This is a genomic window from Proteus sp. GOKU (assembly GCF_015475555.1).
Taxonomy (GTDB): domain Bacteria; phylum Pseudomonadota; class Gammaproteobacteria; order Enterobacterales; family Enterobacteriaceae; genus Proteus; species Proteus mirabilis_B.
Map to the genome: position 1 here is coordinate 997,341 of NZ_CP034105.1, position 24,505 is coordinate 1,021,845.

Annotated in this window: 26 protein-coding genes and 1 tRNA gene; 10 read left to right on the forward strand and 17 right to left on the reverse strand. The window is 37.8% G+C overall.

Annotation, left to right across the window (positions count from 1 at the left end):
- The first annotated feature begins 24 nt into the window (after positions 1–24).
- Positions 25–909: a helix-turn-helix domain-containing protein gene (locus EHE21_RS04555; protein ID WP_194951975.1), complete on the forward strand. Its 885-nt coding sequence runs from the start codon at positions 25–27 to the stop codon at positions 907–909.
- On the opposite strand, the gene EHE21_RS04560 is transcribed toward EHE21_RS04555, so the two are convergent.
- The 5 genes from EHE21_RS04560 to mutY form a co-directional block, all read right to left on the reverse strand.
- Complete coding sequence (locus EHE21_RS04560) at positions 903–2,159, reverse strand: Zn-dependent hydrolase (RefSeq protein ID WP_194951976.1); 1,257 nt, start codon at positions 2,157–2,159, stop codon at positions 903–905. The genes EHE21_RS04555 and EHE21_RS04560 overlap by 7 nt on opposite strands.
- Positions 2,160–3,853: 1,694 nt before the next feature.
- Positions 3,854–3,929: transfer RNA gene (locus EHE21_RS04565), tRNA-Phe, on the reverse strand.
- Positions 3,930–4,178: 249 nt separating this feature from the next.
- On the reverse strand, positions 4,179–5,249 hold the full coding sequence (mltC, locus tag EHE21_RS04570) for a membrane-bound lytic murein transglycosylase MltC (RefSeq protein ID WP_194951977.1): 1,071 nt from the start codon (positions 5,247–5,249) through the stop codon (positions 4,179–4,181).
- 63 nt (positions 5,250–5,312) lie between these two features.
- Positions 5,313–5,585 (reverse strand): oxidative damage protection protein, encoded by a 273-nt coding sequence (locus EHE21_RS04575; RefSeq protein WP_006534840.1) that lies wholly within the window; start codon positions 5,583–5,585, stop codon positions 5,313–5,315.
- Between the two features lie 29 nt (positions 5,586–5,614).
- Positions 5,615–6,655 carry an A/G-specific adenine glycosylase gene (gene mutY, locus EHE21_RS04580; protein ID WP_194951978.1) on the reverse strand — a complete coding sequence of 347 codons (1,041 nt, stop codon included), beginning with the start codon at positions 6,653–6,655 and terminating at the stop codon, positions 5,615–5,617.
- Positions 6,656–6,871: 216 nt separating this feature from the next.
- Here mutY and trmB point away from each other — a divergent pair, with 216 nt between their 5' ends.
- The 5 genes from trmB (at position 6,872) to EHE21_RS04605 (ending at position 10,796) form a co-directional block, all read left to right on the forward strand.
- Entirely contained in the window at positions 6,872–7,591 is a 720-nt protein-coding gene (gene trmB, locus EHE21_RS04585; RefSeq protein WP_088493525.1) for a tRNA (guanosine(46)-N7)-methyltransferase TrmB, read from the forward strand.
- Positions 7,591–7,917, forward strand: coding sequence for a YggL family protein (locus tag EHE21_RS04590; RefSeq protein WP_023581025.1), 327 nt, complete (start codon positions 7,591–7,593; stop codon positions 7,915–7,917). Before trmB ends, EHE21_RS04590 begins: the two co-directional genes overlap by 1 nt.
- Before the next feature lie 74 nt (positions 7,918–7,991).
- Positions 7,992–8,918, forward strand: a complete 927-nt coding sequence (glsB, locus tag EHE21_RS04595) for a glutaminase B (RefSeq protein WP_075672333.1) — start codon at positions 7,992–7,994, stop codon at positions 8,916–8,918.
- A 22-nt stretch (positions 8,919–8,940) separates the two neighbouring features.
- On the forward strand, positions 8,941–9,678 hold the full coding sequence (locus tag EHE21_RS04600) for a DUF2884 family protein (RefSeq protein WP_194951979.1): 738 nt from the start codon (positions 8,941–8,943) through the stop codon (positions 9,676–9,678).
- 167 nt (positions 9,679–9,845) lie between these two features.
- Positions 9,846–10,796, forward strand: coding sequence for a siderophore ABC transporter substrate-binding protein (locus EHE21_RS04605; RefSeq protein ID WP_194951980.1), 951 nt, complete (start codon positions 9,846–9,848; stop codon positions 10,794–10,796).
- A 115-nt stretch (positions 10,797–10,911) separates the two neighbouring features.
- Here EHE21_RS04605 and hemW read toward each other — a convergent pair whose 3' ends face one another.
- From hemW to EHE21_RS04630, 5 genes are read right to left on the reverse strand one after another with little or no spacing between them, the layout of a single operon-like run.
- Positions 10,912–12,042, reverse strand: coding sequence for a radical SAM family heme chaperone HemW (hemW, locus tag EHE21_RS04610; RefSeq protein WP_194951981.1), 1,131 nt, complete (start codon positions 12,040–12,042; stop codon positions 10,912–10,914).
- Positions 12,035–12,628, reverse strand: a complete 594-nt coding sequence (locus EHE21_RS04615; RefSeq protein ID WP_194951982.1) for an XTP/dITP diphosphatase — start codon at positions 12,626–12,628, stop codon at positions 12,035–12,037. The genes hemW and EHE21_RS04615 overlap by 8 nt, the downstream gene beginning before the upstream one ends.
- Before the next feature lie 11 nt (positions 12,629–12,639).
- Complete coding sequence (locus tag EHE21_RS04620) at positions 12,640–13,197, reverse strand: YggT family protein (protein WP_194951983.1); 558 nt, start codon at positions 13,195–13,197, stop codon at positions 12,640–12,642.
- Between the two features lie 18 nt (positions 13,198–13,215).
- On the reverse strand, positions 13,216–14,034 hold the full coding sequence (proC, locus tag EHE21_RS04625) for a pyrroline-5-carboxylate reductase (protein ID WP_088493518.1): 819 nt from the start codon (positions 14,032–14,034) through the stop codon (positions 13,216–13,218).
- 14 nt (positions 14,035–14,048) lie between these two features.
- A complete protein-coding gene (locus EHE21_RS04630) occupies positions 14,049–14,747 on the reverse strand; it encodes a YggS family pyridoxal phosphate-dependent enzyme (RefSeq protein ID WP_194951984.1) in 699 nt (232 codons plus the stop codon).
- 21 nt (positions 14,748–14,768) lie between these two features.
- On the opposite strand from EHE21_RS04630, the gene EHE21_RS04635 reads away from it, so the two are divergent.
- Positions 14,769–15,773, forward strand: a complete 1,005-nt coding sequence (locus EHE21_RS04635; protein WP_194951985.1) for a type IV pilus twitching motility protein PilT — start codon at positions 14,769–14,771, stop codon at positions 15,771–15,773.
- A 47-nt stretch (positions 15,774–15,820) separates the two neighbouring features.
- Here the strand turns inward: EHE21_RS04635 and ruvX are convergent, their stop codons facing one another.
- The 4 genes from ruvX to rsmE all read right to left on the reverse strand — a co-directional run bounded on the left by ruvX (position 15,821) and on the right by rsmE (position 18,644).
- A complete protein-coding gene (gene ruvX, locus EHE21_RS04640) occupies positions 15,821–16,240 on the reverse strand; it encodes a Holliday junction resolvase RuvX (RefSeq protein ID WP_194951986.1) in 420 nt (139 codons plus the stop codon).
- Complete coding sequence (locus EHE21_RS04645) at positions 16,240–16,803, reverse strand: YqgE/AlgH family protein (RefSeq protein WP_023581015.1); 564 nt, start codon at positions 16,801–16,803, stop codon at positions 16,240–16,242. The genes ruvX and EHE21_RS04645 overlap by 1 nt, the downstream gene beginning before the upstream one ends.
- A 142-nt stretch (positions 16,804–16,945) precedes the next feature.
- Complete coding sequence (gene gshB, locus EHE21_RS04650; protein ID WP_075672353.1) at positions 16,946–17,902, reverse strand: glutathione synthase; 957 nt, start codon at positions 17,900–17,902, stop codon at positions 16,946–16,948.
- Positions 17,903–17,912: 10 nt separating this feature from the next.
- Positions 17,913–18,644 carry a 16S rRNA (uracil(1498)-N(3))-methyltransferase gene (rsmE, locus tag EHE21_RS04655; RefSeq protein ID WP_165125430.1) on the reverse strand — a complete coding sequence of 244 codons (732 nt, stop codon included), beginning with the start codon at positions 18,642–18,644 and terminating at the stop codon, positions 17,913–17,915.
- A 251-nt stretch (positions 18,645–18,895) separates the two neighbouring features.
- Here rsmE and EHE21_RS04660 point away from each other — a divergent pair, with 251 nt between their 5' ends.
- Positions 18,896–19,531, forward strand: coding sequence for an A24 family peptidase (locus EHE21_RS04660; protein ID WP_194951987.1), 636 nt, complete (start codon positions 18,896–18,898; stop codon positions 19,529–19,531).
- 132 nt (positions 19,532–19,663) lie between these two features.
- Here the strand turns inward: EHE21_RS04660 and EHE21_RS04665 are convergent, their stop codons facing one another.
- Complete coding sequence (locus EHE21_RS04665) at positions 19,664–20,332, reverse strand: DsbA family protein (RefSeq protein ID WP_194951988.1); 669 nt, start codon at positions 20,330–20,332, stop codon at positions 19,664–19,666.
- Positions 20,320–21,192 carry an MBL fold metallo-hydrolase gene (locus EHE21_RS04670; protein WP_194951989.1) on the reverse strand — a complete coding sequence of 291 codons (873 nt, stop codon included), beginning with the start codon at positions 21,190–21,192 and terminating at the stop codon, positions 20,320–20,322. Before EHE21_RS04670 ends, EHE21_RS04665 begins: the two co-directional genes overlap by 13 nt.
- Before the next feature lie 105 nt (positions 21,193–21,297).
- Between EHE21_RS04670 and EHE21_RS04675 the strand changes: the two genes are divergently transcribed.
- Positions 21,298–22,218, forward strand: a complete 921-nt coding sequence (locus EHE21_RS04675; protein WP_194951990.1) for a LysR family transcriptional regulator — start codon at positions 21,298–21,300, stop codon at positions 22,216–22,218.
- Here EHE21_RS04675 and EHE21_RS04680 read toward each other — a convergent pair.
- Complete coding sequence (locus tag EHE21_RS04680; RefSeq protein ID WP_194951991.1) at positions 22,195–23,121, reverse strand: LysR family transcriptional regulator; 927 nt, start codon at positions 23,119–23,121, stop codon at positions 22,195–22,197. The genes EHE21_RS04675 and EHE21_RS04680 overlap by 24 nt on opposite strands.
- 112 nt (positions 23,122–23,233) lie before the next feature.
- Here EHE21_RS04680 and lysA point away from each other — a divergent pair, with 112 nt between their 5' ends.
- A complete protein-coding gene (gene lysA / locus EHE21_RS04685) occupies positions 23,234–24,475 on the forward strand; it encodes a diaminopimelate decarboxylase (protein WP_194951992.1) in 1,242 nt (413 codons plus the stop codon).
- The last annotated feature ends 30 nt before the right edge of the window (positions 24,476–24,505 follow it).

The following is a 24,505-nucleotide window of genomic DNA, read 5'->3' on the forward strand; positions in this document are numbered from 1 at the left end:
TGCATTTGGGAGCCAATTATAAATATGCCTTACATACCTAGAGAAAAAATAGATTACCAATCCATCGGCTATCGCTTGCGTGCTTATCGCATAGCCTCTTCATTAAAAGCTGAAGATGTAGCTGAAAGCTTGGGTATTTCTCGTGCTGCTGTATATCGATTAGAAAAAGGCGAAATTGTTAAAATTGAGACACTTGATAATCTTGCTAGATTATTAAATACCTCGTTAACCAGTTTGTTGGGTATTAATACAGAATATTATTCAAGTGCAAATGGCTTTTTTGAACGAATGCGCCAACTTGAAACTCAATCCTCACATATTTACACCCACTTCGAACCTTTCTCTTACTTATTAACTTCAGATTGTTATGACAAAACATTGGTTGAAATGCTAACAGAGGCTTCACCTTTAAATCTTTTGTCTGAAAAACAACAAGAAGTTTTATCTATTTTAAAAGAGCGTAAGAAGCATCAGTCCTTACATTCACCTCATATTTATAACCTTATTAGCCAACAGCAAATCGAAAAATTTCTTTATGTTGGTATGCTTGGCTCGGTTAATTTAACTAAAACAGTTCAACAAGAAAGAAAAGAACGAGCAAAAAATGAAATCCTTCATTTAATTGAAAAGTTAGAGCAAAAAAATAGTTATCTTAATATTGCAATTATTTCAGATACTATGCCGTCTTTAACTTTCCAACTATTTTATCAAGATAAAGTGCCTCTTTCTTTAGCCGTTAGCCCGTTCCGTTTAGGTGAGTTCCCTAATGTCAGTACGGGCATCGCGACTGTGACTTCTTCAACTGAGGCAATATTTCAGTACCAGTCCCTCTTTGATAAGTTATGGTTAAAAGCCACTAAAGGTGATGATGCTATTAATCTTTTAAAACAAATAGTTAGCGATTATTGATTTGCTAATGTACCTAATGTTTCAGCTAATAAATCTGCTGCAACCGCAATATCACTAAATTCGGTAAATTCATCAGGATGATGACTAATACCCGCAACAGATGGCGTAAAGATCATCGCTGTTGGATAAAGTGGCGCCATATTCATTGAGTCATGACCTGCACCACTTAGCATTGTCATATAGCTGATATCGTGTTTTTGGCACAAGCCTTCAATAACTTGGCAAATTGAATCATCTAGTTTTACTGGCGATTCAGCAGAAATTGGTTGAACATCAATAGCGACACCAAAATCCTTTTCTGCTTTTTCGACACTATTATTTAAACGCTGTACAACACGTTGAATACTTTCAGTATCAATACCACGAATATCCACTGAGAATTTTACTTGCCCTGGAATAACGTTCATGGAGTTTGGTACAACATTGAGTTTACCAACTGTACCAACAGTGCCATAAACTGCCTCTGTACAGGCTGCACGATTGATATCTGTAATAATGCCAGCACTTGCAACTAGAGCATCTTGGCGCTGGTACATTGGTGTCGCACCAGAGTGATCTGCATGGCCATTAACTGTAACCGAGAAACGAGTTGGCGCAGCTATTCCGTTGACAATACCGATAGTTTTCTTGTCATTCTCAAGGCGTTTACCTTGCTCAATATGCAGCTCAACAAAGGCGCTAAAACGATCTTTTTTGATTAAACAATCATCAAAATTATCATGTTGGTAGCCTAAAGACTTCAGAACTTCAAAGTAGTTATTGCCATCATCATCTCTATTTTGTTCCCAGCGAGCTCTATCTATTTTGCCTGTTAAAACCTTACTGCCAATACATGAAAAACCAAAACGACTAGATTCTTCTGCACGGAAAACAACCAGCTCAAGGTCTCGTTTAAGTTGTTGTGGTTTATATTGCATTAAGGCATAAAATCCAGCGATAACACCCAAGGCTCCATCATAAGCACCACCTTGAGGTACGGTATCAAGATGAGATCCTGTACCTACAGCGGGTAGTGAGCGATCTTTACCTGGTAGGCGTGCGTAAAGTGTACCAATGCCATCACGATAAACTTCAAGGCCAGCTTCTTTCATTAAACCAGCAAGATACAGATGCGCGGCTTCATCTTCTTCGCCATAGGCAATACGAGTGATCCCTTTGCCACTGTTATCTTTTTTATAAATTTGCATTGTTTCAATTAACGCTTTCATATCATCAATTGAATAATGAGGTGCTGTATCTTGTTGAGTCATAAGAGAATTCTCCCGTGGTTTCTGTAATATCTCTTTGTCTAAAAAATGAGACAATTTAAGGATTAAAAAAGCCATCTTTAAAGATGGTCACTGTTTTTATGATCATTGCCTATTATATTTACTGCTGTAGCTATATTTCGTCAATGACAATTCAGGCGAATTTCATATTCTGTGAGGTAGGTATTAATTAAAAGGAGATATATATCTAGAGTATTTCTTAAATGAACTTAATTTGTGTGATAAATGTTATAAAAGCGATCACTTTTATTTTAAGTGTATAAAGGGGTATATATTTTAAGTTTTAAATGAAAATAAGAATTAGTATTGGTAGTGATTTTTTATTAGTGTGAAATATCATTTGTGATAGACTTTAACGATATTGAAAGTAATATTGTTAATATGATAAACATCCTATCTTATATATTTATAATTAAAATCCATTTTTTATTTTATTTTAGTAATATGGACTTTTATCTTTAGGTGAGTTGGAAAAGTAGCTATTAACTATTGATAAGATTTGTTAAATATTACACTATAACAGCCGATAATTTGGATAAGATATAGCTTGAATTTTTATTTTCAACAAGGATGTGAAAAATATGGCTAAAGCTGAACTAGATACTAATTATAGTAATGCTTTTATAAGAGTGATATTTTTAAATTAACTAGAGTAGTTGATTGATTGAACAGAGTTAGAAATAAGTAGTTGTTGCTTTTTGTGTGGGATCTGTCGGTACATTATGTAGTACTCTAGGCGTTGATATGGCTATTTATTCTACACACGACTTATATAAGGAAGAGAATAAAGGTGAATGATTTTGATGTGTTATCACCATTTCCGTTTGGTTGGTTGGAGCTTTTTCTATTCTATATATCTTCATTTTTACTGTTATATGTCTTATATAAGTTGCAACTTTACCTTCTTAATAAAGAGAGTAGATTTTTAAATTTAATATATCTATTGTTTATTTATTTTATTGGTAGTAGTTGTCTTATTATATTTAAATTTGGTGATAAATATTTTCTTGGTGAGTTGTTTATAAGAACAGGTAATAAAGATATTATTCGGTATAGTTGTCTGTTTTTTGCTCTTTACCTTTGTATATCTCTTACGTTTGGCAAAAGAAAGTAACCTATCGTTTACCCTTTAAATATTATCTCGTTGTTTTTAACAACAGCCAATATTTCCACGATCTGAAAGGAATGCCTTAGAGTGATTGCATATTAATTAAATCAACTTTCTTTATTTCAACCCAAATGGGTATTACTTCCCAATTTGGTGGCAATTCCTTTTTTAACAGGAATTGTCTATGAAAAAGGAATTAATAGGTCGTACATCCTCACAGCAAAATGATCTTTATCGTATAGTGACAAATAAGATTATTTAAGTATTAGAACAAGGAACAGAACCTTGGCGTGAAACTGGGATACTGAAAATGAAAGGCTACCTGTTAATGTAGCAACGGGGCGTAATATGGATGGGAACGATTGAAAAAGGGGGGAATTCAAATCGGTAGTTGACTTTTAATCAAGCAAAATGCACGGGGAGCCAAAAAGAAAAGGTTCTGACTAAATCACCGATAGATGATATGTACTGTCGAATGGCACACTATCTAGAACTAAGAAAGAAGTCTCAAAAATTTATAAAGCGCAGAAAGCAAAAAACCAGCCCTAAGGCTGGTTTTTCTAAATAGTGGTGCCCGAACTCGGAATCGAACCAAGGACACGGGGATTTTCAATCCCCTGCTCTACCGACTGAGCTATTCGGGCAACGGGGCGTATTAAACCCGATATCGCCTTGCTCGTCAACGTTATTTATCACAAAACTGTTTGATTGCTGTTTTTTTAAACTTATTGATTAATAAAACGCTATTTGTCGCGGAAAATGCGTAAAAATAAAGTGAAAGTGTTTTGTGATACTTAAAAAATACATGACGATAAAGTCATTTACTAAGCTTCAGTAACAAAAAAGCTTCCCCAAATTATTGAGGAAGCTTTGTTTTTTAGACTAAGTATCAACTAACGATAGTTACGTTGAGCTGTACTGACTTTCTCAAGATAACGACGAGATTGGTCAGCAGGGTGCTTATTACGCAATGTGGTATACACCTGTGTTGGCTCTAAGTTGTTAATCATGGCCGCTGCTTGTTTCTTATCGTTATGGAATATCCGCAACACGCTACCTGCACCACCGTTATAAGCCTGTATAACGGCGTAACGGCGTGAAACAGGATCTTTGATATCTCCAAGGTAGCTATTTTGCAGTATCGAAATATAAGCCGCACCTGCATCGATATTATTAGCGGGATCAAATAAGTAACTACGACTTGGTTGTCCTGATTTTCCTTGCATTCGGAAGACATCTCGACCTGCCGTTGCTGGCATAATCTGCATTAAACCGAGTGCATCAGAACTACTTACTGCATATGGATTGAAACTGGATTCAATCTGCATAATTGCCAAAATTAGTGATGGCTCAACACCATATTTAGCTGCTGCTTGTTGTACTAGCGGTAAATATTTATGAGCACGTTGATCAAGGTGGTTAGGAACAAGATTGAGGGTGACATACCAAATTGTGTTTATACCGGATTGACGTTTTTGTAATTTATTGGCAATCAGATAATCTGCAAATTTATTGGCGCGCCATTCCCAACGTATAGGTTGCCCTGTGTTATCGAGTACTTGTCCTAATAAAAAGGGTTCTGTACTGTGAGGAATATTATTAACGTCAGAGTAGAGATCAATAGAGCCTGGATCTTCGCCCATTAATAATGTTGTGACTATCGCCTTATGCAATTGAAATTGAGGTGCATCATCACCTAAAGTTTCTATCGTAATCGTACCGGCTTCAAAATTAATATGGCTACGTGTTTTATAAGCATTGGTATATTTTACGTAGTCTTTAGGGCCTGCGATTAATACTTCCTTCATACCCCAAATCATTTCGATATTATTGGCAAATTGCCCCATAAGAATATCGAACGCATTAGTATCCTTTGCGTAATCGGGTTCAAATGTTTTTGATGGTTGACTACTACATGAAATGAGTAGAGGGGCGATAATCAGCAAGAGAAGGATTTTTTTCATGGTCAATTGCATCGCTATGGTGAATAAAATACCAGAGCCTTAAAGGCTCTGGAAAAGTGAATATTATTTTTCAGGTGGTGTGTAGCCGTCAATATGAACATCATGGCCTTCAAATAAAAATCGTACCATTTCTTGTTCTAATAGTTTGCGATCATCAGGATTCATGGTGTTAAGTTTTTTCTCATTAATAAGCATGGTCTGTTTTGCCATCCATTGAGCCCATGCTTCTTTTGAGATCTCATTGAAAATGCGCTTTCCAATTTCTCCTGGGTACAACTGAAAATCAAGTCCATCAGCTTCTTTGTTCAGGAAAGTACAAAAAATAGTTCTGCTCATAATAAATCCTCAATATCGCAGGTATTAGCTTAGGCTAATTGTCTAAGTAAATTCTCTACAGGTGCTGCTAACCCTACGGTTGCAGGTGTCTGTAAGTTATACCAAAGTCCTTTTTGCTCCTCCATCATAGAGGTAAACGTTGAGAGTTTTACGCAAATTGGCACAATATCTAAATGAAAGTGGCTAAAAGTATGTCGAAATGAAATCAGTTGTTCTGATTCATTATTATCGAGTCCATGCTCAGTTAGCCACTGCTCTAAAAGCGCTTTTGTTTCAAATTGAGGAAAGGCAAATAACCCACCCCATATTCCTGCTGGTGGTCTTTTATCCAACCAAACAAGATTATCATATTGTAAAATAAGAAAATAAGTTGTTTTTTCTGGGATAACTTTTTTCGGTTTTTTCCCAGGATAATCCGCCCAATTATTTTGAGCATAAGCGATACAACCAGTATTTAATGGGCATAACTCACATTTAGGCTTACTTCTTGTGCAAACCATTGCACCTAAATCCATCATTGCCTGATTAAAATACTCTACACCTTCGGTTGGGGTGACATTTTCGCTGATCTCCCACAACTTATTTTCAACTTCTTTTTTACCCGGCCAGCCTTCGACGGCATAACAGCGTGCTAAAACACGTTTCACATTACCATCAAGAATTGGATAAGGTTTTTTCAGTGATAACGATAAAATAGCACCAGCGGTTGAACGCCCAACACCGGGTAAGGCACAAACGTCCTCAAAGGTATCAGGAAACTGCCCTTGATGTTTATCTACAATGTGTTGTGCCGCTTTATGTAAGTTTCTGGCTCTTGCGTAATAACCAAGGCCTGTCCAAAGGTGAAGTACTTCATCGAGCGGCGCTTTAGCTAATGCGTTGACATCAGGAAAACGTGCAATAAAACGCTCAAAATAAGGAATAACCGTCGCAACTTGAGTTTGTTGCAACATTACCTCAGATAACCATACGTGATAAGGCGTTTTTTCTTGCTGCCAAGGGAGCGTTTTGCGCCCATATTTGTGATACCAATTGAGTACGACTTGCGAAAATTGCAGAGCTTCCATCATGTTTTATTTTATTAACTCATGTTCTGATTAAGGTAAGATTGCACCACAGAGAGAATAAACTGTAAACACTCTTAATATTTATCTTATAGAGTGATGCTTCTATGAGTGACTCTTGCTAAACTTAGTGATCTTTGGATAATGTCGGTTAAGTTGCACTATTGCGACATTATAACGATTTTAAGTAAATAATTGGCCTAACGACTGACAGTATTAGACATGATCAAGAATGTAATTTCTCCGGAATTCAACGAAGAAGGACGTGCTTTACGACGCGTTCGTAGTTTTGTTCGTAGACAAGGCCGTTTAACGCCTCGTCAAGAGCAAGCATTAGAAACACAGTGGCCTGCCTTTGGCATTGAATATCAACCGGAACCCATCGACTTCAGTCAGGTTTTTGGACGCGAAGCGCCTGTAATTTTAGAAATTGGCTTCGGCATGGGCGCATCGCTCGTGACTATGGCAAAAAATACACCAGAAAATAATTATTTCGGTATTGAAGTACATGCACCGGGAGTTGGTGCTTGTCTGGCAAGTGCTGAAGAAGAACAATTAAGCAATCTGAGAGTCATGTGTCACGATGCGATTGAAGTGCTCAATCATATGATCCCAGATAATAGCTTAAAAATGGTTCAGTTATTCTTTCCTGATCCATGGCACAAAGCGCGTCATAATAAACGTCGTATTGTTCAAGTGCCTTTTGCAGAATTAATTTTAAAAAAATTAACGTTAGATGGTGTTTTTCATATGGCGACAGATTGGGAACCATATGCAGAACATATGCTTGAAGTAATGACAAGTGTTGAAGGTTATCAGAATTTATCAGAAACTCAGGATTATGTACCACGACCAGAAACACGCCCTGTGACTAAGTTTGAAAAACGCGGTCATCGCTTAGGGCATGGTGTCTGGGATCTTATGTTTAAGAGGGTAAAATAATGGCTAAACAACGTAGTCGCCGCTTACGCAAAAAAATGCGTATCGATGAATTTCAGGAATTAGGTTTCTCAGTTAAATGGACTTTCCCAGAAAATACCCCAATTGAGGAAGTAGATCGCTTTGTTGATGAACTGATCCTCAAAGTTATTGAGCCAAATGGGCTGGCATTTGATGCAAGTGGTTACCTGAGCTGGGAAGGCTTAATCTGCTTACAACAAATTGGTAAATGTACAGAAGAGCATCGCCAATTAGTCGAAAACTTCCTAAAAGAAAGCAAAATGCAAGATGTACAGACCTCTGAACTATTTGATGTTTGGTGGGATTGATAGAAAGTTATACATTTAGCAAATAATAACAAGGGCATCCAAAAGGATGCCCTTGTCTGTCTGGGGAAGGGACTGTGACTACAACGTTATCTAACGCATTACTGTCAGATATTTTGCAACAAATTCGCCCATTAATCGGGCAAGGAAAAGTCGCGGATTATATCCCCGCATTAGCTCAAGTACCTCCAGAGCAGCTTGCTATGGCTGTTTATACGGTTGATGGTGAACTCTATCAATCAGGCATGGCAGATAAGCGTTTTTCAATCCAATCTATTTCTAAAGTACTTAGCTTAACGCTTGCTTTAACACGTTATGAAGAAAATGAAATTTGGCAACGTGTAGGAAAAGAGCCATCAGGGCTTCCTTTTAATTCCTTGATACAGCTAGAAATGGAAAAAGGAATACCACGTAATCCCTTTATTAATGCGGGTGCCATTGTTATCACTGATATGTTGCAGTCTCGATTAAGTGCGCCTAAGCAAAGAATGTTAGAAGTGATCCGTTTTCTCACTGATACTCCTGATATTTGTTATAACTCAGTGGTCGCAAAATCAGAGATGGAGCATCTTAGTCGAAATGCCTCTATTGCTTACCTGATGAAATCTTTCGGTAATTTTGAGAACGATGTTATTACAGTACTGGAAACCTATTTTCACTATTGTTCAATAGAGATGAGTTGCACCGAGTTAGTGCGATGTTTTAGTTATTTGGCTAATCAAGGTACATGTGTGGGTAATAAAAATCAGATTATTACGCCAAGACAAACCCGCCAAATAAATGCGTTAATGTTAACTTGTGGCATGTATGATGGTGCCGGTGAATTTGCGTTTCGTATCGGTATTCCCGGAAAATCAGGCGTAGGTGGTGGCATTATTGCTGTTGTTCCAGATGCCTTTACGGTTGCAGTTTGGTCACCAGAGCTGGATAAATCAGGTAACTCATTAGCAGGTTGTGCAGCACTTGAATTATTAGCAAACAAAGTAGGGCGTTCAATTTTTTAGGTGTGTTTTCAGGAGAGTTGTTATGAATTTAAGAAATATTGCTGTCACACTGTTTTTTGTTGCGGGTACAGCAAATGCATCACCAAGTTTTGATTGTGCTGTAATGCCAAAAGATGATTTACGCATAACCTCTGAATTTGTTGAAGTCGCAGGTTCGCATGGTTTAATGGTGATTTATCCTGACGGCACACTATTTCAAAATGAAAAAAGTGCCTCATTGACACCACAGCAACAAGAACTAGCAAAGAAATATCAAGCCACAGTAAGACGAGACGTACCTTGGTTAAGAACTGAAACAGGGGTAAAACTGCAAGATTCTCGCAAAGTGCTTGATAAAGTGGTGATTGAAGCTTTTGGTAAAGATAGCAATATCCTTAATAGATTAAGTAGATTAGAGAAAGATCTTAATCAGCAAATGGATAGAGTGGTCAGCATAGAACCGAATAACATTACATTCCATTCTCAAGCCATAAAAGAAGTCGAAGCCAAAGGTCGTGAAATCGTAGAAAGTAGCCTAGGTGGTATGTTGCAAGACAGCATTAATGAATTGGGAAAAAAACAGTTATTAGCAGCAGCTGGTGGTGACAGTAAAAAAGCCTTGGGCGGACTATTAGGAAACTTAGATGGTTTTCAAAAAATTATAGATCAGGAGTGGAAACAGCAAGAAGCTGCATTTACTCAATTTGGTCAGCAAGCTTGTAGCAAAATAACCCAAATGGAGAGTCAACGAGTGGAGCTTGTTAATTCTCTAAAAAAATAATGATACTCGTCATTCTTCAAGCGAGATCTTGAATTATTTAGAGTATATAAATTTCTATCTCACAACAATTGAAAACAATAATGAAAATCATTCTTATTCAATTGACTTATGAGATGAGCTGTTTAGAATGCCCTGTTTGAGTATTCCACTTAAACAGGGCAAAATTAATGAAGAAGATCCTTCCTTTAGTTATCGCATCTATCCTTTCTGTAACCAGTTTCTCTGCGTTAAGCAAAACGCCAATCGAATACCAACCTAACCAAGTTATTAGTCAGCACAATGACAAGATGGTGATTAAACACCTATTAGGTGAAACGTCGGTCACTAAGAACCCTTCAAAAGTGGTTCTATTTGATTTTGGTCTTTATGATTCTTTAGTTCAGTTAGGTTTAGCCGATAAAGTAGTTGGGCTACCGTTAGGTAATGCGCCTGCCTATATTAAAGGAAGTATTGCAAGCAACGTTGCTAATGTAGGTGGTATGAAAGCGCCTGACTTAGAAAAATTAGCCGAAATTAAACCTGATTTAATTATTATTACGGGTCGCCAAGGTGCATCATATGAGGCTTTAGCGAAAATTGCACCAACCGTTAATTTAGGTACTAACAGCGCAAACTATCTCAATTCAGTTGAGTCAAATATCAAATTATTAGGTGAATTATTTGATAAACAACAAGTGACTCAAGAGCAAATTGCTAAATTAAATACTGTTATTGAGCAAGCCCAGAAAAAAGCAGCAGGATCTGACAAAAAAGTTTTAGTACTATTACATAACGCTGGCAATTTAATGCCTAATAATCAAAGTGTTGTTTATGATGTTGTTAAAGCCAAAAGAGCCGAATTACCGCCTGTTGCTGAAGAAGAGAAAGGCAAACGTCGTGTTGTAACACCTGAAATGATCGCAAAAGCTAATCCTGATGTTATTTTAATTGTGGATCGTAGCGAAGCTATTGGCGCTGATAAATTAGACAAAGCAACATTTGAAAATGAGGTAATCAAAACAACCTCGGCTTATAAAAATAGCGGTATTATTTATCTACAAGCTGATCTTTGGTATCTTTCTGGCGGTGGTTTAGACAGTTTAACTAAACAAATTGAAGCGGTAGAAAACGCACTTTAATTGATTTAACCTTAAGATTTTTATGATGTTTTAAGGTTTGTAATAAAGAAAAATGCCCAACTGTGATTAATCAGTATGGGCATTTTTTTAAGCTAATTATTTGAAATCAGCAATATTAAAGGAATAACTCAAGCAATGAATTGAGGAAGAGTTTGCCATGAGGTGTAATTTGCCAGTGAGTGTCTGATTCACTGATATAACCTAAGGCCAAAGCTTCATCTATTTGATGGCGAATAACTTCTTCAGAAAGCCCCGTGTAATCACTGAAATCTTGTCTAGGGAATGCTTCTAACAGACGAAAACGGTTCATAAAAAATTCAAATGGACGGTCATCATTATCAACAAAATTTTGCTGGTGGAGATAACGACCTTCCATAAAACCTTTAGGATGCTTGGTTTTTACTGTTCGCATGATGCGACCATCTTCAAAGCTTATTTTTCCATGAGCACCACAACCGATACCTAAATAATCCCCGAAACGCCAATAATTTAAGTTATGCTCACATTGAAAGCCCGGCTTACAATATGCTGATGTTTCATATTGTTGATAACCTGCGGCTGTCAGTAATTTGTCACCTTCTGAGAAAATATCCCACAGCATATCGTCATCAGGTAATTTCGGTGGACGAGAGCCAAATTGTGTATTGGGTTCAATGGTTAATTGATACCAAGACAAATGTGGTGGGGATAACTCTATTGCTTGCTGTAAATCCGAAAGTGCTTGAGATAATGATTGGTCTGGTAATCCATGCATTAAATCTAAATTAAAACTACGTAAGCCTAATTCTTTGGCTAAACGAGCCGCATTTTTAGCTTCATCAGCATCATGAATGCGTCCTAAGCGAATAAGCTTATCGTTGCCAAAACTTTGCACACCAATAGAAATACGATTTACACCCGCACGTTGGAAGCCAGCAAAGCGTTCAGCTTCCACGGTTCCCGGGTTAGCTTCCATCGTAATTTCTGCATTAGGACTAACAGCAATGCGCTCTTTAACGCCATAGAGTAAATCAGCCATTGACTCAGCGCTTAATAAGCTAGGTGTACCGCCACCAATAAATATGGTTTGGACTTCACGGGAGCCAACGTGAATAAGATCGGCATCTAAGTCATTGAGTAAATGTTGCACATATTCCTGATGTGGAACTTCGCCTTTTAGCGTGTGTGAGTTGAAATCACAATAAGGGCATTTTTGTACACACCAAGGAATATGAATATACAAACTTAATGGAGGCAACTTAAGCATTCTTAAGGGCATCCAACATTAATTTAAGTGCTTTACCACGATGTGAATACTGATTTTTTTGCTCTTTAGTTAATTGTGCCGCAGTACAATTTAATTCAGGAACAAAGAAAATAGGATCGTAACCAAATCCACCTTCACCGTGCATTTCTGTGCTTAATACACCGTGCCAAATACCGTGAAAAATCAGCGGAGTTGGATCGTTTTCATGGCGCATATAAACTAATACACAGTTAAATTGTGCTTGGCGTTTTTCAGCAGGAACATCTTTCATTGCATCAAGCAATTTATCCAGATTTTGCTGATCGCTTGCATCAACACCTGCATAGCGTGCTGAGTAAATACCCGGAGCACCGCCTAAAGCATTTACTGAAATACCGGAGTCATCAGCAATAGCTGGTAGACCGGTTACTTTTGCTGCATGACGAGCTTTAATCAGCGCATTCTCAACAAAAGTTAGGCCAGTTTCTTCAACAGAATCAACACCAAGCTCTGTTTGAGCAACAATATCTAAACCGAAAGCAGAAAGTAAAGAGGCTAGCTCTTTAACTTTTCCCGGATTTCCAGTTGCGAGCACTACTTTTTGCATGAGTGTTATCCTTAGTAAAGCGTTACGCTAAGTAGCCATTGTAAAACGTCTACGCGCAGATAGTTCAGGGCGTAAAGCACAAGAATAACAATCATTGCAGAGAAATCTAAACCACCCATCGCCGGAATGACACGACGGATTGGTGCCATTAAAGGTTCTGTTAATTGAAATAAAAGATGATCAATTGGATTACGACCTTGGCTTACCCAGCTAAGAATTGCGCGGATAATGATCAACCAGAAAATCATCTTACCTGCTGCTGTAAGCAGTTCAATAAAGGCGAATGGGAACATTAAAGATAAAGGAATAGATGTTCCTGATAAGTAAGATGGGACGATAATACCTAGCAGAATTAATATGTAGGCTAATAAAACTGAAGCTGTATCAATAGGACCAATAGAAGGAATAATACTTCTCAATGGGCGAACAATTGGCTGTGTGATCTTGACGATAAATTGTGAAAAAGGATTATAAAAATCAGCTCTGACACATTGCATCCAAACACGTAATAGCAGTACGGATGTGTAGAGTTGAAGAAGAGTCAGAATGACGAAATTTAAAAAATTCATTAGTTGGCCCTGATGAAATTAAAATTGTTTTTCCATTTCTTGCGCACGTTTAATCGCAGCTTGCATGGCAGAAGCGACGTTTTCAGGTAGTTTACCTTCATAAAACTGCATAAGTGCAGCTGCTGTCGTTCCACCTTTTGATGTTACTTGCTCGCGTAAAGTTGAGAAAGGTAACATGTGTTGTTTCTCTGCTAAGGCGGTAGAACCACTTGCTGCTTGTTGCACAATAGCTCTTGCCACTTCAGGTGAAAAACCTAAACGTTCTGCTTCTTGTTGCATTGATTCCATAAACAAGAAGAAATAAGCGGGTGCACTACCAGCAACGGCGATAATATCATTGATGGCAGATTCTTGCTCTACCCAAACGGTTGTTCCGACACTTTTCATTAATTCATCGGCAAACTGTTTATCTTGAGATGAAAGTGAATTGTGAGCGAACATACCACTTAAGCCTTTACCTACAAGAGCCGGAGTATTTGGCATAATACGAACAAGCTGTAATTGAGTTGCAAAATAGTCGTTATAACGAGTAGCGGGGATGCCAGCAGCGATAGTGAGGACTAACTTTTTGCTCATATCGATATTTTGTAAGGGCTTACAAACTTCTTCCATCATTTGTGGCTTTACTGCCAACACAATAACATCCGCTTTCTGAACCGCATCAATATTGTCATTAGTACTATGAATACCGAACTCTTTTTCTAGTGGTTCACGGCGAATGGCAGAAGGTGAGCTGACGGTTATTTTATTTGCTGGATATCCACCTTGAACCAATCCTGCAATAATGGCTTGAGCCATATTTCCAGCGCCAATAAATGCGATGTTACGATGTTCCATATAAACCTCTATTTTTACTTAGTCGCGTAATCTCTTGCGCCAAAAATTGCTGTTCCAATACGAACGAGTGTTGAACCACAAGCAATAGCAGCCTCCATATCACTTGTCATTCCCATAGATAAGGTATCTATATCGGGATATTGAGATTGCAATTGTTTAAATGCAAGATGCATTTTTTTTAGTACTTCAACTTGTTTGTCATAATTGCTTTCAGGTGCTGGAATAGCCATCAATCCGCGCAATTTAATACCTGATAGAATAGAAATTTGTGCCGCTAGCCCATCAAGTTCAGTCAGATTAATACCTGATTTACTGTTCTCATCACTAATATTGATTTGAATAAGGACATTTATTGGTGGCAATGAGTCAGGACGTTGGTCACTTAATCTTTGAGCGATTTTCAATCTATCAATGGTATGGCACCAATCGAAATTTTCAGCAACAAGACGTGTTTTATTTGACTGTAAAGGGCCGATAAAGTGCCAAACTAAGGTGTGGTTATCAGCAAAATAATTGATTTTATCAACACCTTCTTGGACATAGTTTTCACCAAATTCAGTTTGTCCACACGCTATTGCTTTTTCGATGTCACTCGCAGGTTTTGTTTTACTCACTGCAAGTAGTGTTATTTCTTCTGAAGAACGGCCGCATTTCTGCGCTGCTGTGTCAATGTGAGACCTGACATTGACGAGATTCTGTTTAATAGTATTCATGGCAACTCAGGAGATAATAAGATGAAAATGGAAAATTTAATTGCATATAGTGTAAAGCATAACGCCTCGGATCTGCACCTTTGTTGTGGTGATGTACCACGATTGCGGATCAATGGAATACTTTATCAACAAAATCAATGTAAACCTATCACTTCCGATAGTCTATTAGCGTGGTTTTTGCCTTTTTTGAGCAACACTCAAAAGCAAATTTTTGAGAATGAAGGGCAAGTTGATACAGCACTCACGCTGTCTTGTGGGCAGCGACTTCGTGTTAATTTATTTCGCCAACAAAAAGGCATTTCAGCTGTATTAAGAATAATTGAAACACAAATTCCTTCTTTAGATAAACTTCGAGTACCCAAGTCGGTTTCAACACTTTTAGACAACTATTCTCATGGACTTATTTTGGTGACTGGTGCAACAGGAAGTGGGAAATCATCGACATTAGCGGCAATGATCAATCATTTAAACCAATATCAACGTCAGCATATTTTGACATTAGAAGATCCTATTGAATTTATACATAGCAATAAGCAAAGCATTGTGCAGCAAAGGGAAATAGGGCGAGATGTTCAACATACTGCAAATGCGATAAAGAGCGCTCTGCGCCAAGATCCAGATGTCATTATGTTAGGCGAGTTAAGAGATGCACAAAGTATTAAGTTGGCATTAACGGCAGCAGAAACAGGGCATTTGGTGCTGGCTACATTGCATACTCAAGGGGCGGCACAAACACTTGAGCGCGTGACAAATGTATTTACAGGTAATGAGCGACAATGGATTTCATCACAATTAGCGTGCAGTTTAAGGGCGATAATTTCACAAGAGTTAGTTTCTTCAATTGAAGGCGGACGTGTGGCGTTATTTGAAATAATGCAGGTCACACAGGGTATTTCGCATCTTATTAGAGAAGGAAAATACCACCAAGTGACAACATTAATGCAAACAGGTAGTGAATACGGTATGCAAACCTTCATGTTAAGTCGGCAGCAACGCCAACATGAAGGTTTAATTCAAGCTGAGTGATAACTTATAAGTAAAAATAGGTGACTATGATTAGTTGGAAGCTATTTTTAGCATTGCTGTTCAAACCAGCTTTCAAGAATAATAACGGCAGATGCGGCATCTACACTGCCTTTATCTAAGGAACGGTAACCGCCACGCTCAAAAAGATGAGCGCGAGCTTCTACGGTGCTAAGGCGTTCATCATGCAAGGCAATTTGTACACCAAATCGACCATGAAGGCGATTAGCAAATTTTTTAGCTTGAGTTGTGACTAACTGTTCGGTGCCATCCATATTAAGAGGTAAGCCGACAACCACGAGATCAGGTTGCCACTCTTTTATGATTTTTTCTATTTGAGTCCAATCAGGAATACCATCTTTTGCTTTAAATGAGGCTAAAGGTCTTGCTGTTCCTGTAACTTCTTGACCGATAGCGGCACCAATGCTTTTTGTACCGAAATCAAAGCCCATTACCGTTCTGTTTGACATTATGCGTGACCCGCTATCGGTGAAATGGTGTGAATATTAATCCCAATTAATTCAGCGGCTTTATGCCAACGTTCAGCAATAGGGGTATCAAAAATAATTTGAGGTGAAGCTTCAACTGTTAGCCAGCTATTTTCTAAAATTTCTTTCTCTAATTGGCCTTGTTCCCAACTAGAATAACCCAAAGAGACTAATGTTTTTTCTGGTTGTCTTGCTGTACCTAAGGTTTCTAATACATCTTTGGAAGTTGTGATCATCGTGCTGTCACTAATTTTGATACTAGAACTAAAGCCTGAAACTGGAGTGTGCAAGATAAAACCATGCTCTTCTGCAACTGGACCTCCTGACATCACGGGTTTTTGTAAGCTAATTGCTTCATCTCTATCAGTCGAAAAAATTTCCAGTTGATCTAATACACCTTCCACAGAGATATCTTCAATAGGTTTATTAATAATTAAACCCATCGCACCGTTTTCATTATGTTCGCAAACATAGACGACCGAGCGTTCAAATAACGGATCGCTTAATGAAGGCATAGCAATAAGAAAATGGTTAAGTAAATTCATAATAGTAGTACTGTTCCCTGATCATTTTTATTAAAAAACCTAGCCCTTTTATACATTGTATTTCTTAATGTATACCGCTTATTGATTAATATGTGGGGGCTAGGTTCATACTTTTAAACCCTTTAATCTCAGTGTCTAAAAGTTAGTTTTTCTTGTTTAAGCGTACTTCAATTGCATCCATTAACATGCCTGTAATAGAAACATCAGGATAAGCCGCTTCAATTTCACGCGCACATGTTGGACTTGTGACATTAATTTCAGTCAAGCGATCGCCAATAACATCTAATCCAACAAAAATAAGACCTTTTTGTTTAAGGATAGGTGCAACTTGACGCGCAATAGCCCAATCACTTTCTGTTAATGGGCGAGCTTCGCCACGACCACCAGCGGCTAAGTTGCCTCGAGTTTCACCTTTTGCAGGAATTCGCGCTAAGCAATAAGGAACAGGTTCACCATCGACAACTAGAATGCGCTTATCACCATCGACAATTTCAGGTAGGAAATTTTGTGCCATACAGAAACGATGACCGTGTTCTGTGAGTGTTTCAATAATAACACCTACGTTAGGATCGTCTTTTTTCAAGCGGAAGATTGATGCACCACCCATGCCATCTAATGGTTTGAAAATGACATCACCGTGTTTTTCATGAAAAGCGCGTAAATGCTTAGCTTCACGAGTCACTAAGGTGTCTGGTGTTAATGTTGGGAACCATGCAGTAAAGAGTTTTTCATTACAGTCACGTAAGCTTTGTGGCTTATTAACTATCAGTGTTCCCATATCTTCAGCACGTTCTAAAATATAGGTTGCGTAAATAAATTCGGTATCAAAAGGCGGATCTTTACGCATCAAAATGGTATCAAGTTCACCTAAAGCAATATCTTGCTCTTTGCCAAACTCAAACCATTTTTCTGGGTTTTCTTCTACGCTGAGTAAACGAGTGTGAGCGCGTGCTTCACCTTGGTGTAGGTAAAGATCGTTCATCTCCATATAATGAATTTCCCAGCCACGACGTTGCGCTTCTAATAACATGGCAAAGCTGGTGTCTTTTTTGATTTTGATGGATGAAATTGGGTCCATCACAATACCTAATTTAATCATTACTTCTCCTTTATCCCAGATCGCCGAACCGAACCTGCAAAGCGGTGATTGCGGTGAGCGCTGTTGTTTCAGTTCTTAATACACGAGGACCTAATAAAATATCAGTAAAATGGTGCTCTGCTGTCATGGCGATTTCTTCAGGGGAAAGTCCACCTTCAGGGCCAATCAATAAGCGCACTTTTTTAACAGGTAAGGGTAAGGTATTAATACTTTGGTTAGCCCTAGGATGTAAATTGAGTTTTAAACTACCATCATCTTGAGCACACCATTCTTCTAATGACATCACCGGCATTAATTGTGGGATGCTATTTCTGCCACATTGTTCACATGCCGAGATAATAATTTTTTGCCATTGCTGATGTTTTTTCTCTAAACGGCTAGGGTCAAGTTTAACACCACAGCGTTCTGAGATCAGTGGAGTGATCGTATTAACACCTAACTCAACTGATTTTTGAATAGTAAACTCCATTTTCTCGCCTCGTGAAAGCACTTGTCCTAAATGGAGGTCGAGAGGGGATTCTTTATCATCAACAATGCCTTCATTGATTTGCACAGTGACTGACTTTTTTGTGCTTTCTATGATTTCAGCATCAAATACCTGATTTGAACCATCAAACAGTGCTAGTTTTTGCCCCGTAGACATTCTTAATACACGCCCAACATGATTAGATGCTTCTTCATCTAATGCTGTTTGAGTACCTGCTGTGAGTGGTTCTGGATGATAAATGCGAGGAATACGCATAACGTGAAACCCTTACGTAAAAGATGGTTAACCGTGATAAATAAAATATGTGATATGCATCATACGCATGACATTATGGCATGCAAGTTATCACTTTGCTTTTGTCGTTATTATAGCGTGGATCTTATTGCGTGTTTTGTCGCAAAATTTCATGTTTTCATTGTCATTCTAAAGAAAAATCTCGGCATTAAATGGAGCCTCTTATACAGTAGCTTAACAAGGATAACGATGTATCTAAGGAGTAGATATTTATGCCATTAAGCCGTTGTTTTATAAAAATACCTTTGTTTTCTTTTTTGAATGATTTTCTTGCTTTTATTAAGTTTTGCCTACCTTTTCCATTATTATTTTTGTTAGCTAAAACTCGACGTAAACAACTTACACTGAGTTACATTATCGTTTGTTTATACTGGTTTTTTTCAATTAACTCATTTTCTTTATTGATAATACTTTCAGTATTAAGCTTTTATTTGTTGATGCTCTCTTTCTTTGATGCTGATTATTTTCTTCTGCCTAATACGTTGACTTATTGGCTAATATTTTTAGGGTTATTGTGTAATTACACAGTATATGGATTAATACCTTTCAATCATGCTTTTTATGGTTTTTTAGGTGGTGTTGGACTTTTTTATAGCATCTATTTATGGGGATATTTTATTTGCCAAAAATGTGTTTTAGGTTTTGGTGATGTGAAATTATTTGGTGCTATTGGGGCATGGTGTGGATTTGAAAAATTGCCGTATATTCTTTTGTTGGGCTCTTTTCTCGGATTAAGTGTGTATTGTGCGGTATTAATCGCAACAAAAGATCATATCAAAAAAGTGGCATTTGGCTCTTGCCTTTCATTTTCAACATTAATGGTATTAGGTTTCAATTTTTCATCTTGAAATTATTTCAACTAATTGATTTTTATTTATTTTAAGGGGGTTCGAACTTTTTCTAGATATGTATAAGAAAATAATAAGAATCGAAATAAAGAAGGCAGTGTGCGGAAATTAATCAGCACACTGAAAAGAAGATTATAGGTTTTCTTTTATAAATTGCTGCCAACGTTTTGTATCACCTAAATATTTTTCAACTGGTATCAGGTGGTAACCTTGGTTATCTTCAATAAATAAAGTCGGAAAACCGCGGCCATTAACTTGGGACATTAATTGTTGTGTCTGGCTTAAATGTTGCTGAATTTGTGTTTCGCTAATTTCAGACAGTAAAGATGCAAACTGCTCAACATCAAAACCAAGTTTTTTCACAATAAATAGCAGAGTGTCTTTATCACTGATATTTAAGCCATCAAGGTAATAGGCTTCTTGCAATGCTTTTAGTAAATAAACATCTCGCTTTCCCATTATTTCAGCAACAAGAACGGCTGAAATAGGTAGCAGTGAGTTTAATACCATTTCAGTGTTACCAAGAGCGTCATGATATGCATGACTAAAAACTTGACCTGATAATTGACTAATACGCTCATCAATTGGCGTAACATGCTCTTTCCATGATTGACCACCCGTTACAGCTCTTGCTGGTGTAAACAATCCACCACCATGTAACTTAATGGTATTTGGAAACGTATTGCTTACCGCTTCAATCAGGGGAGCAATGCCGTAGCACCAACCACAAAGAGGATCATAAACATAGTGCAATATTTTAGTACCTTGGGTATTACCTGTATTGCTTGCTACTGAGGCCACTGCATCTCTCCTTTTAGTACTTTTGCACTAAGTTCTAGGCTTGATTTATCTGCTAAATTCTGATGATTTTTTTCTATTGCTGCAATAAATTCATCTGAATTTTTCGTTTTTTCAAGATTTTTCTCAGCCTCAGTTAGGTAATTCATTGTGAAGTCAACGGCTTGTAGATCATACGTTGCTTTTGGTAAATAGTGACCAGGAATAACGGTTTTTGGGGATAGCGATTTTATTTGCTGTAACGAACTAACCCAATGTTGGCGCTCTTCCACAGTTTGAGTATCGGCTAACCAAACATGAATATTTTCAGAGACTAAAACACCACCCATTACTGCATTAAGTTTTGGAACATAAAGGTATGTTCTATCTGGAGATTGTCCATCTAAACCTTTGACTGAAATGGTTTCACCTTCTAGAGAAAAACTATCGCCTTTTAATACTTCAGGAATGATGATTTTCTGAGGGGCATTTTCTTTAAGTACAGGTCCCCAGTAGGCAAGTTTTCCTGCTTGAGTTTCATTAATGGCTTTAATTGTGGGTGCTGTTGCAATCACTTTAGCATTTGGAAATGCATCAGTAATAACATCTAACCCAAAATAAAAGTCAGGATCAGAATGGCTGATATAGATATAAGTCAGATTTTTTCCAGAGGCTTTTATTTTATCAACCAAAGCTTGAGCATCATTTTTTTGAAATTGTGCATCAATTAAAACGGCATCTTTATCGCCATAAATAATTTCAGAAGAAACAGGGAAAACACTCGCTTCTCCTGGGTTATAAATATCTAATGTTAAATCAGTCGCTAATGCTGATGTTGCGAAGAATGCGGTAGTTGCAAGTGTTAAAGGAAGTAATTTTTTCATCTTTTGTTTTCTCCATAATGTTGTTGCTGACTATAATATGTTGCATAAAACAAGAGAAAAACCCTATTTTAGGCAATTGATTGTTGCGTAAATCGAGTAAATCAAATGGATAAAATAAAAGCATCAGAAGTGTTTGTAACTATTGTGAAGCAGGGAAGCATGATAAAAGCTGCTGATTATCTAGGTATGTCTAGAGCTATGGTGACGCGTTATTTAAATGAGATGGAAGAGTGGGCAGGAGTGCGCTTATTGCATAGAACAACACGCAAACAAAGCCTAACATCAGTAGGCGAAATAGTATATGAACAGAGTGTACAGCTATTAGAAATGGCCGAACGTATACCCGCTAATATTCCTAAAGAGCGTCATCAAATCAGTGGGCTTGTTCGTATTACCAGTTCACAATCATTAGCAAACAGTATTTTGTCAGTGGCAATATGTGAATTTATGCAGCGTTATCCTTTAATTGCGGTTGATTTGCAAATTACTAATCAAACCGTGAATTTGGTGGAAGAACGTATTGATATTGCATTGCGTATTACGAATCACCTTGAGCCTAACTTAATCGCACGCTCGCTCGCGACATGTCTTTCTGTGGTATGTGCTCATAAAGATTACTTAGCAAAAAAAGGTATACCTCAAACGCCAGATGAACTCGCTCAGCATCAATGTTTAACTTACCGATTTTTTGGTCGTAGCTTGTGGGAATTTAATTTAGGTGACGAACGTTATTCAGTACCTGTTGGGGGGAATTTAAGCGCAAATGAATCGGTTGTTTTATTGCAAGCAACATTAAAAGGAGCTGGTATATCGTTACAACCTTATTACTCAGCCAAACCTTATATTGAAAGTGGTGAATTAGAACAAATTTTGTCTGACTATCAAGCTCAGCCGATGGGAATTTATGCGGTTTTAGCGAGCCGGCAAAATATGCCCGCAGCCGTTAGAGTATTGCTGGATTTCTTAGTAGAGTGGTTTTCATCATCACCTTATTGGCTTGCTTTATCGGGTAAAAGCTTGGGTTAGCCGTTTAGGATAATCTGATAATATTTCTTTCATTACATCAATAAAATAGGTAACAAGTTGTGATGAAGGGCGATGTGATGGGGTAATTAAGCTGATGGTAAAAGGGATAGTAAAGCTTAAAGGACGAAGGCAAATAGACTTATCTAAGTAATCAAGTGCGGTAATAGGGTTAACAATTGAAATGCCGATATTCTCACTCACCATTGCACAAATAGAGGCGGCACTTTGCGTTTCCATTACTAACTGTCGTGCAATTCTATTTTTAATAAATACGGTATCAATTAATTGTCGGTAGCTATCATTGGCTGACAGGCTAATAAAACGTTCATTTTGAAAATCAGTAGGGTACAACAATGGTTTTTTACACAATGGATGTGACTTGGGTAAAACTGCGACTTCATTGAGTGTAAGTATAGTTTCTTGTCGCGTTCCAGCTGGCGTTTGTGTGTGTTCTACCAATCCTAAATCGTAATGTTGTGCGGATAACCACTCTTCTAATAAAGGGGATTCTTGAGGGACAATAGTTAAATTGACGTCAGGATATTTATCTAGAAATTGTCGGCAGATTGAAGGTAATAATGATTGAGCAAATGCGGGCAAGCAGGTGATATTCAATTCTGCTTGGTTAAAATGACGAATATTTTCAGCAGCGTTAATTATTCTATCTAAACCATAATAAGAACGCTGTACTTCCTCAAAAAAGCGTAATCCTTCAGTTGTGGGCTGTAAGCGGCCTTTTATTCTATCAAATAATTTAAATGCTAATAGATGTTCAAGACGAGATAGCTCTCTACTGACAGTAGGTTGTGACGTTTTCAGTAACTCTGCGGCTTCAGTAAGGTTTTGAGTGGTCATCACTGCATGAAAAATTTCAATATGTCGCCAATTAAAAGGAGCTTTCATCTTGTATTCCTATATCACCGATGAATAGAGTGTAGCTTATTTGATATTTTTATTCCCTTGTAAGTTCATAAATAATGATTTTATTCACCAGTGACTTCTATGAGTAGATAACATGACAACATCAATAACTATGGCTCAATACCAATTAGCACAAACCTATGGAACGCCATTATGGATTTATCAAGGCGATACAATTTCTCAGCGTATTGCCCAGCTTAAATCTTTTGATGTAGTTCGATTTGCTCAAAAGGCGTGCTCCAATATTCATATTTTACGTTTAATGAAAGCACAGGGTGTCAAAGTTGACTCTGTTTCATTGGGGGAGATTGAACGCGCTTTAGTTGCCGGTTATCAAGGTGGCAGAGAAAAAAGTGAGATTGTTTTTACGGCTGATTTACTTGATGAAAGAACCATTGAACGTGTTGTTGAGTTAGATATTCCTGTTAATGCAGGCTCTATTGATATGCTCCGTCAATTAGGTGAGCGTAACCAAGGTCATGCAGTTTGGATAAGGGTTAACCCCGGATTTGGTCATGGGCATAGTCAAAAAACCAATACAGGTGGTGAAAACAGTAAGCATGGTATTTGGTATGAAGATGTGCCAGAAGCGTTAGCTGTGATCCAGCAATATAATCTAACTCTAGTTGGTTTTCATATGCATATTGGTTCGGGTGTTGACTATCAACATCTTGCTAGTGTCTGCGATGCAATGGTAGAGCAAGTGCTTACCTCTCAAGTTGATATTCAAGCGATTTCGGCAGGAGGCGGATTATCAACGCCTTATCAAGAAGGTGATGCAACGGTCGATTTGGATCACTATTTTTCTTTATGGGATAAAGCACGCCAACGTATTGCACAACACTTAGGGCATTCTGTTGAGTTAGAGATTGAGCCGGGACGTTTTTTAGTGGCTGAATCCGGTGTATTGATTTCACAAGTGAGAGCCGTTAAATCAATGGGAAGCCGTCATTATGTGCTGGTGGACGCTGGGTTTAGTGATTTAATGCGTCCTGCAATGTATGGCAGTTATCATCAGATTTCAGTTTTAGACAGTCATGGTCAAATAAAACCAATGACAGAATTACAAGAGACTATTGTGGCAGGTCCGTTGTGTGAATCGGGTGATGTTTTTACTCAGCAAGAAGGCGGTACGGTTGTTCCTCGTTTATTGCCTCAAGCACAGGTGGGCGATTATTTAGTGATCCATGATACGGGGGCGTATGGTGCGTCAATGTCATCAAATTATAATAGCCGACCACTTATTCCTGAAGTGTTGATAACAGAAGGCGTTCCTCAATTAATTCGTCGTCGCCAAACAATAGAAGAGTTATTAGCATTGGAGTTAGATCTCTAATTAATTTTTTGGTCTTAATAGTTTGTTCTT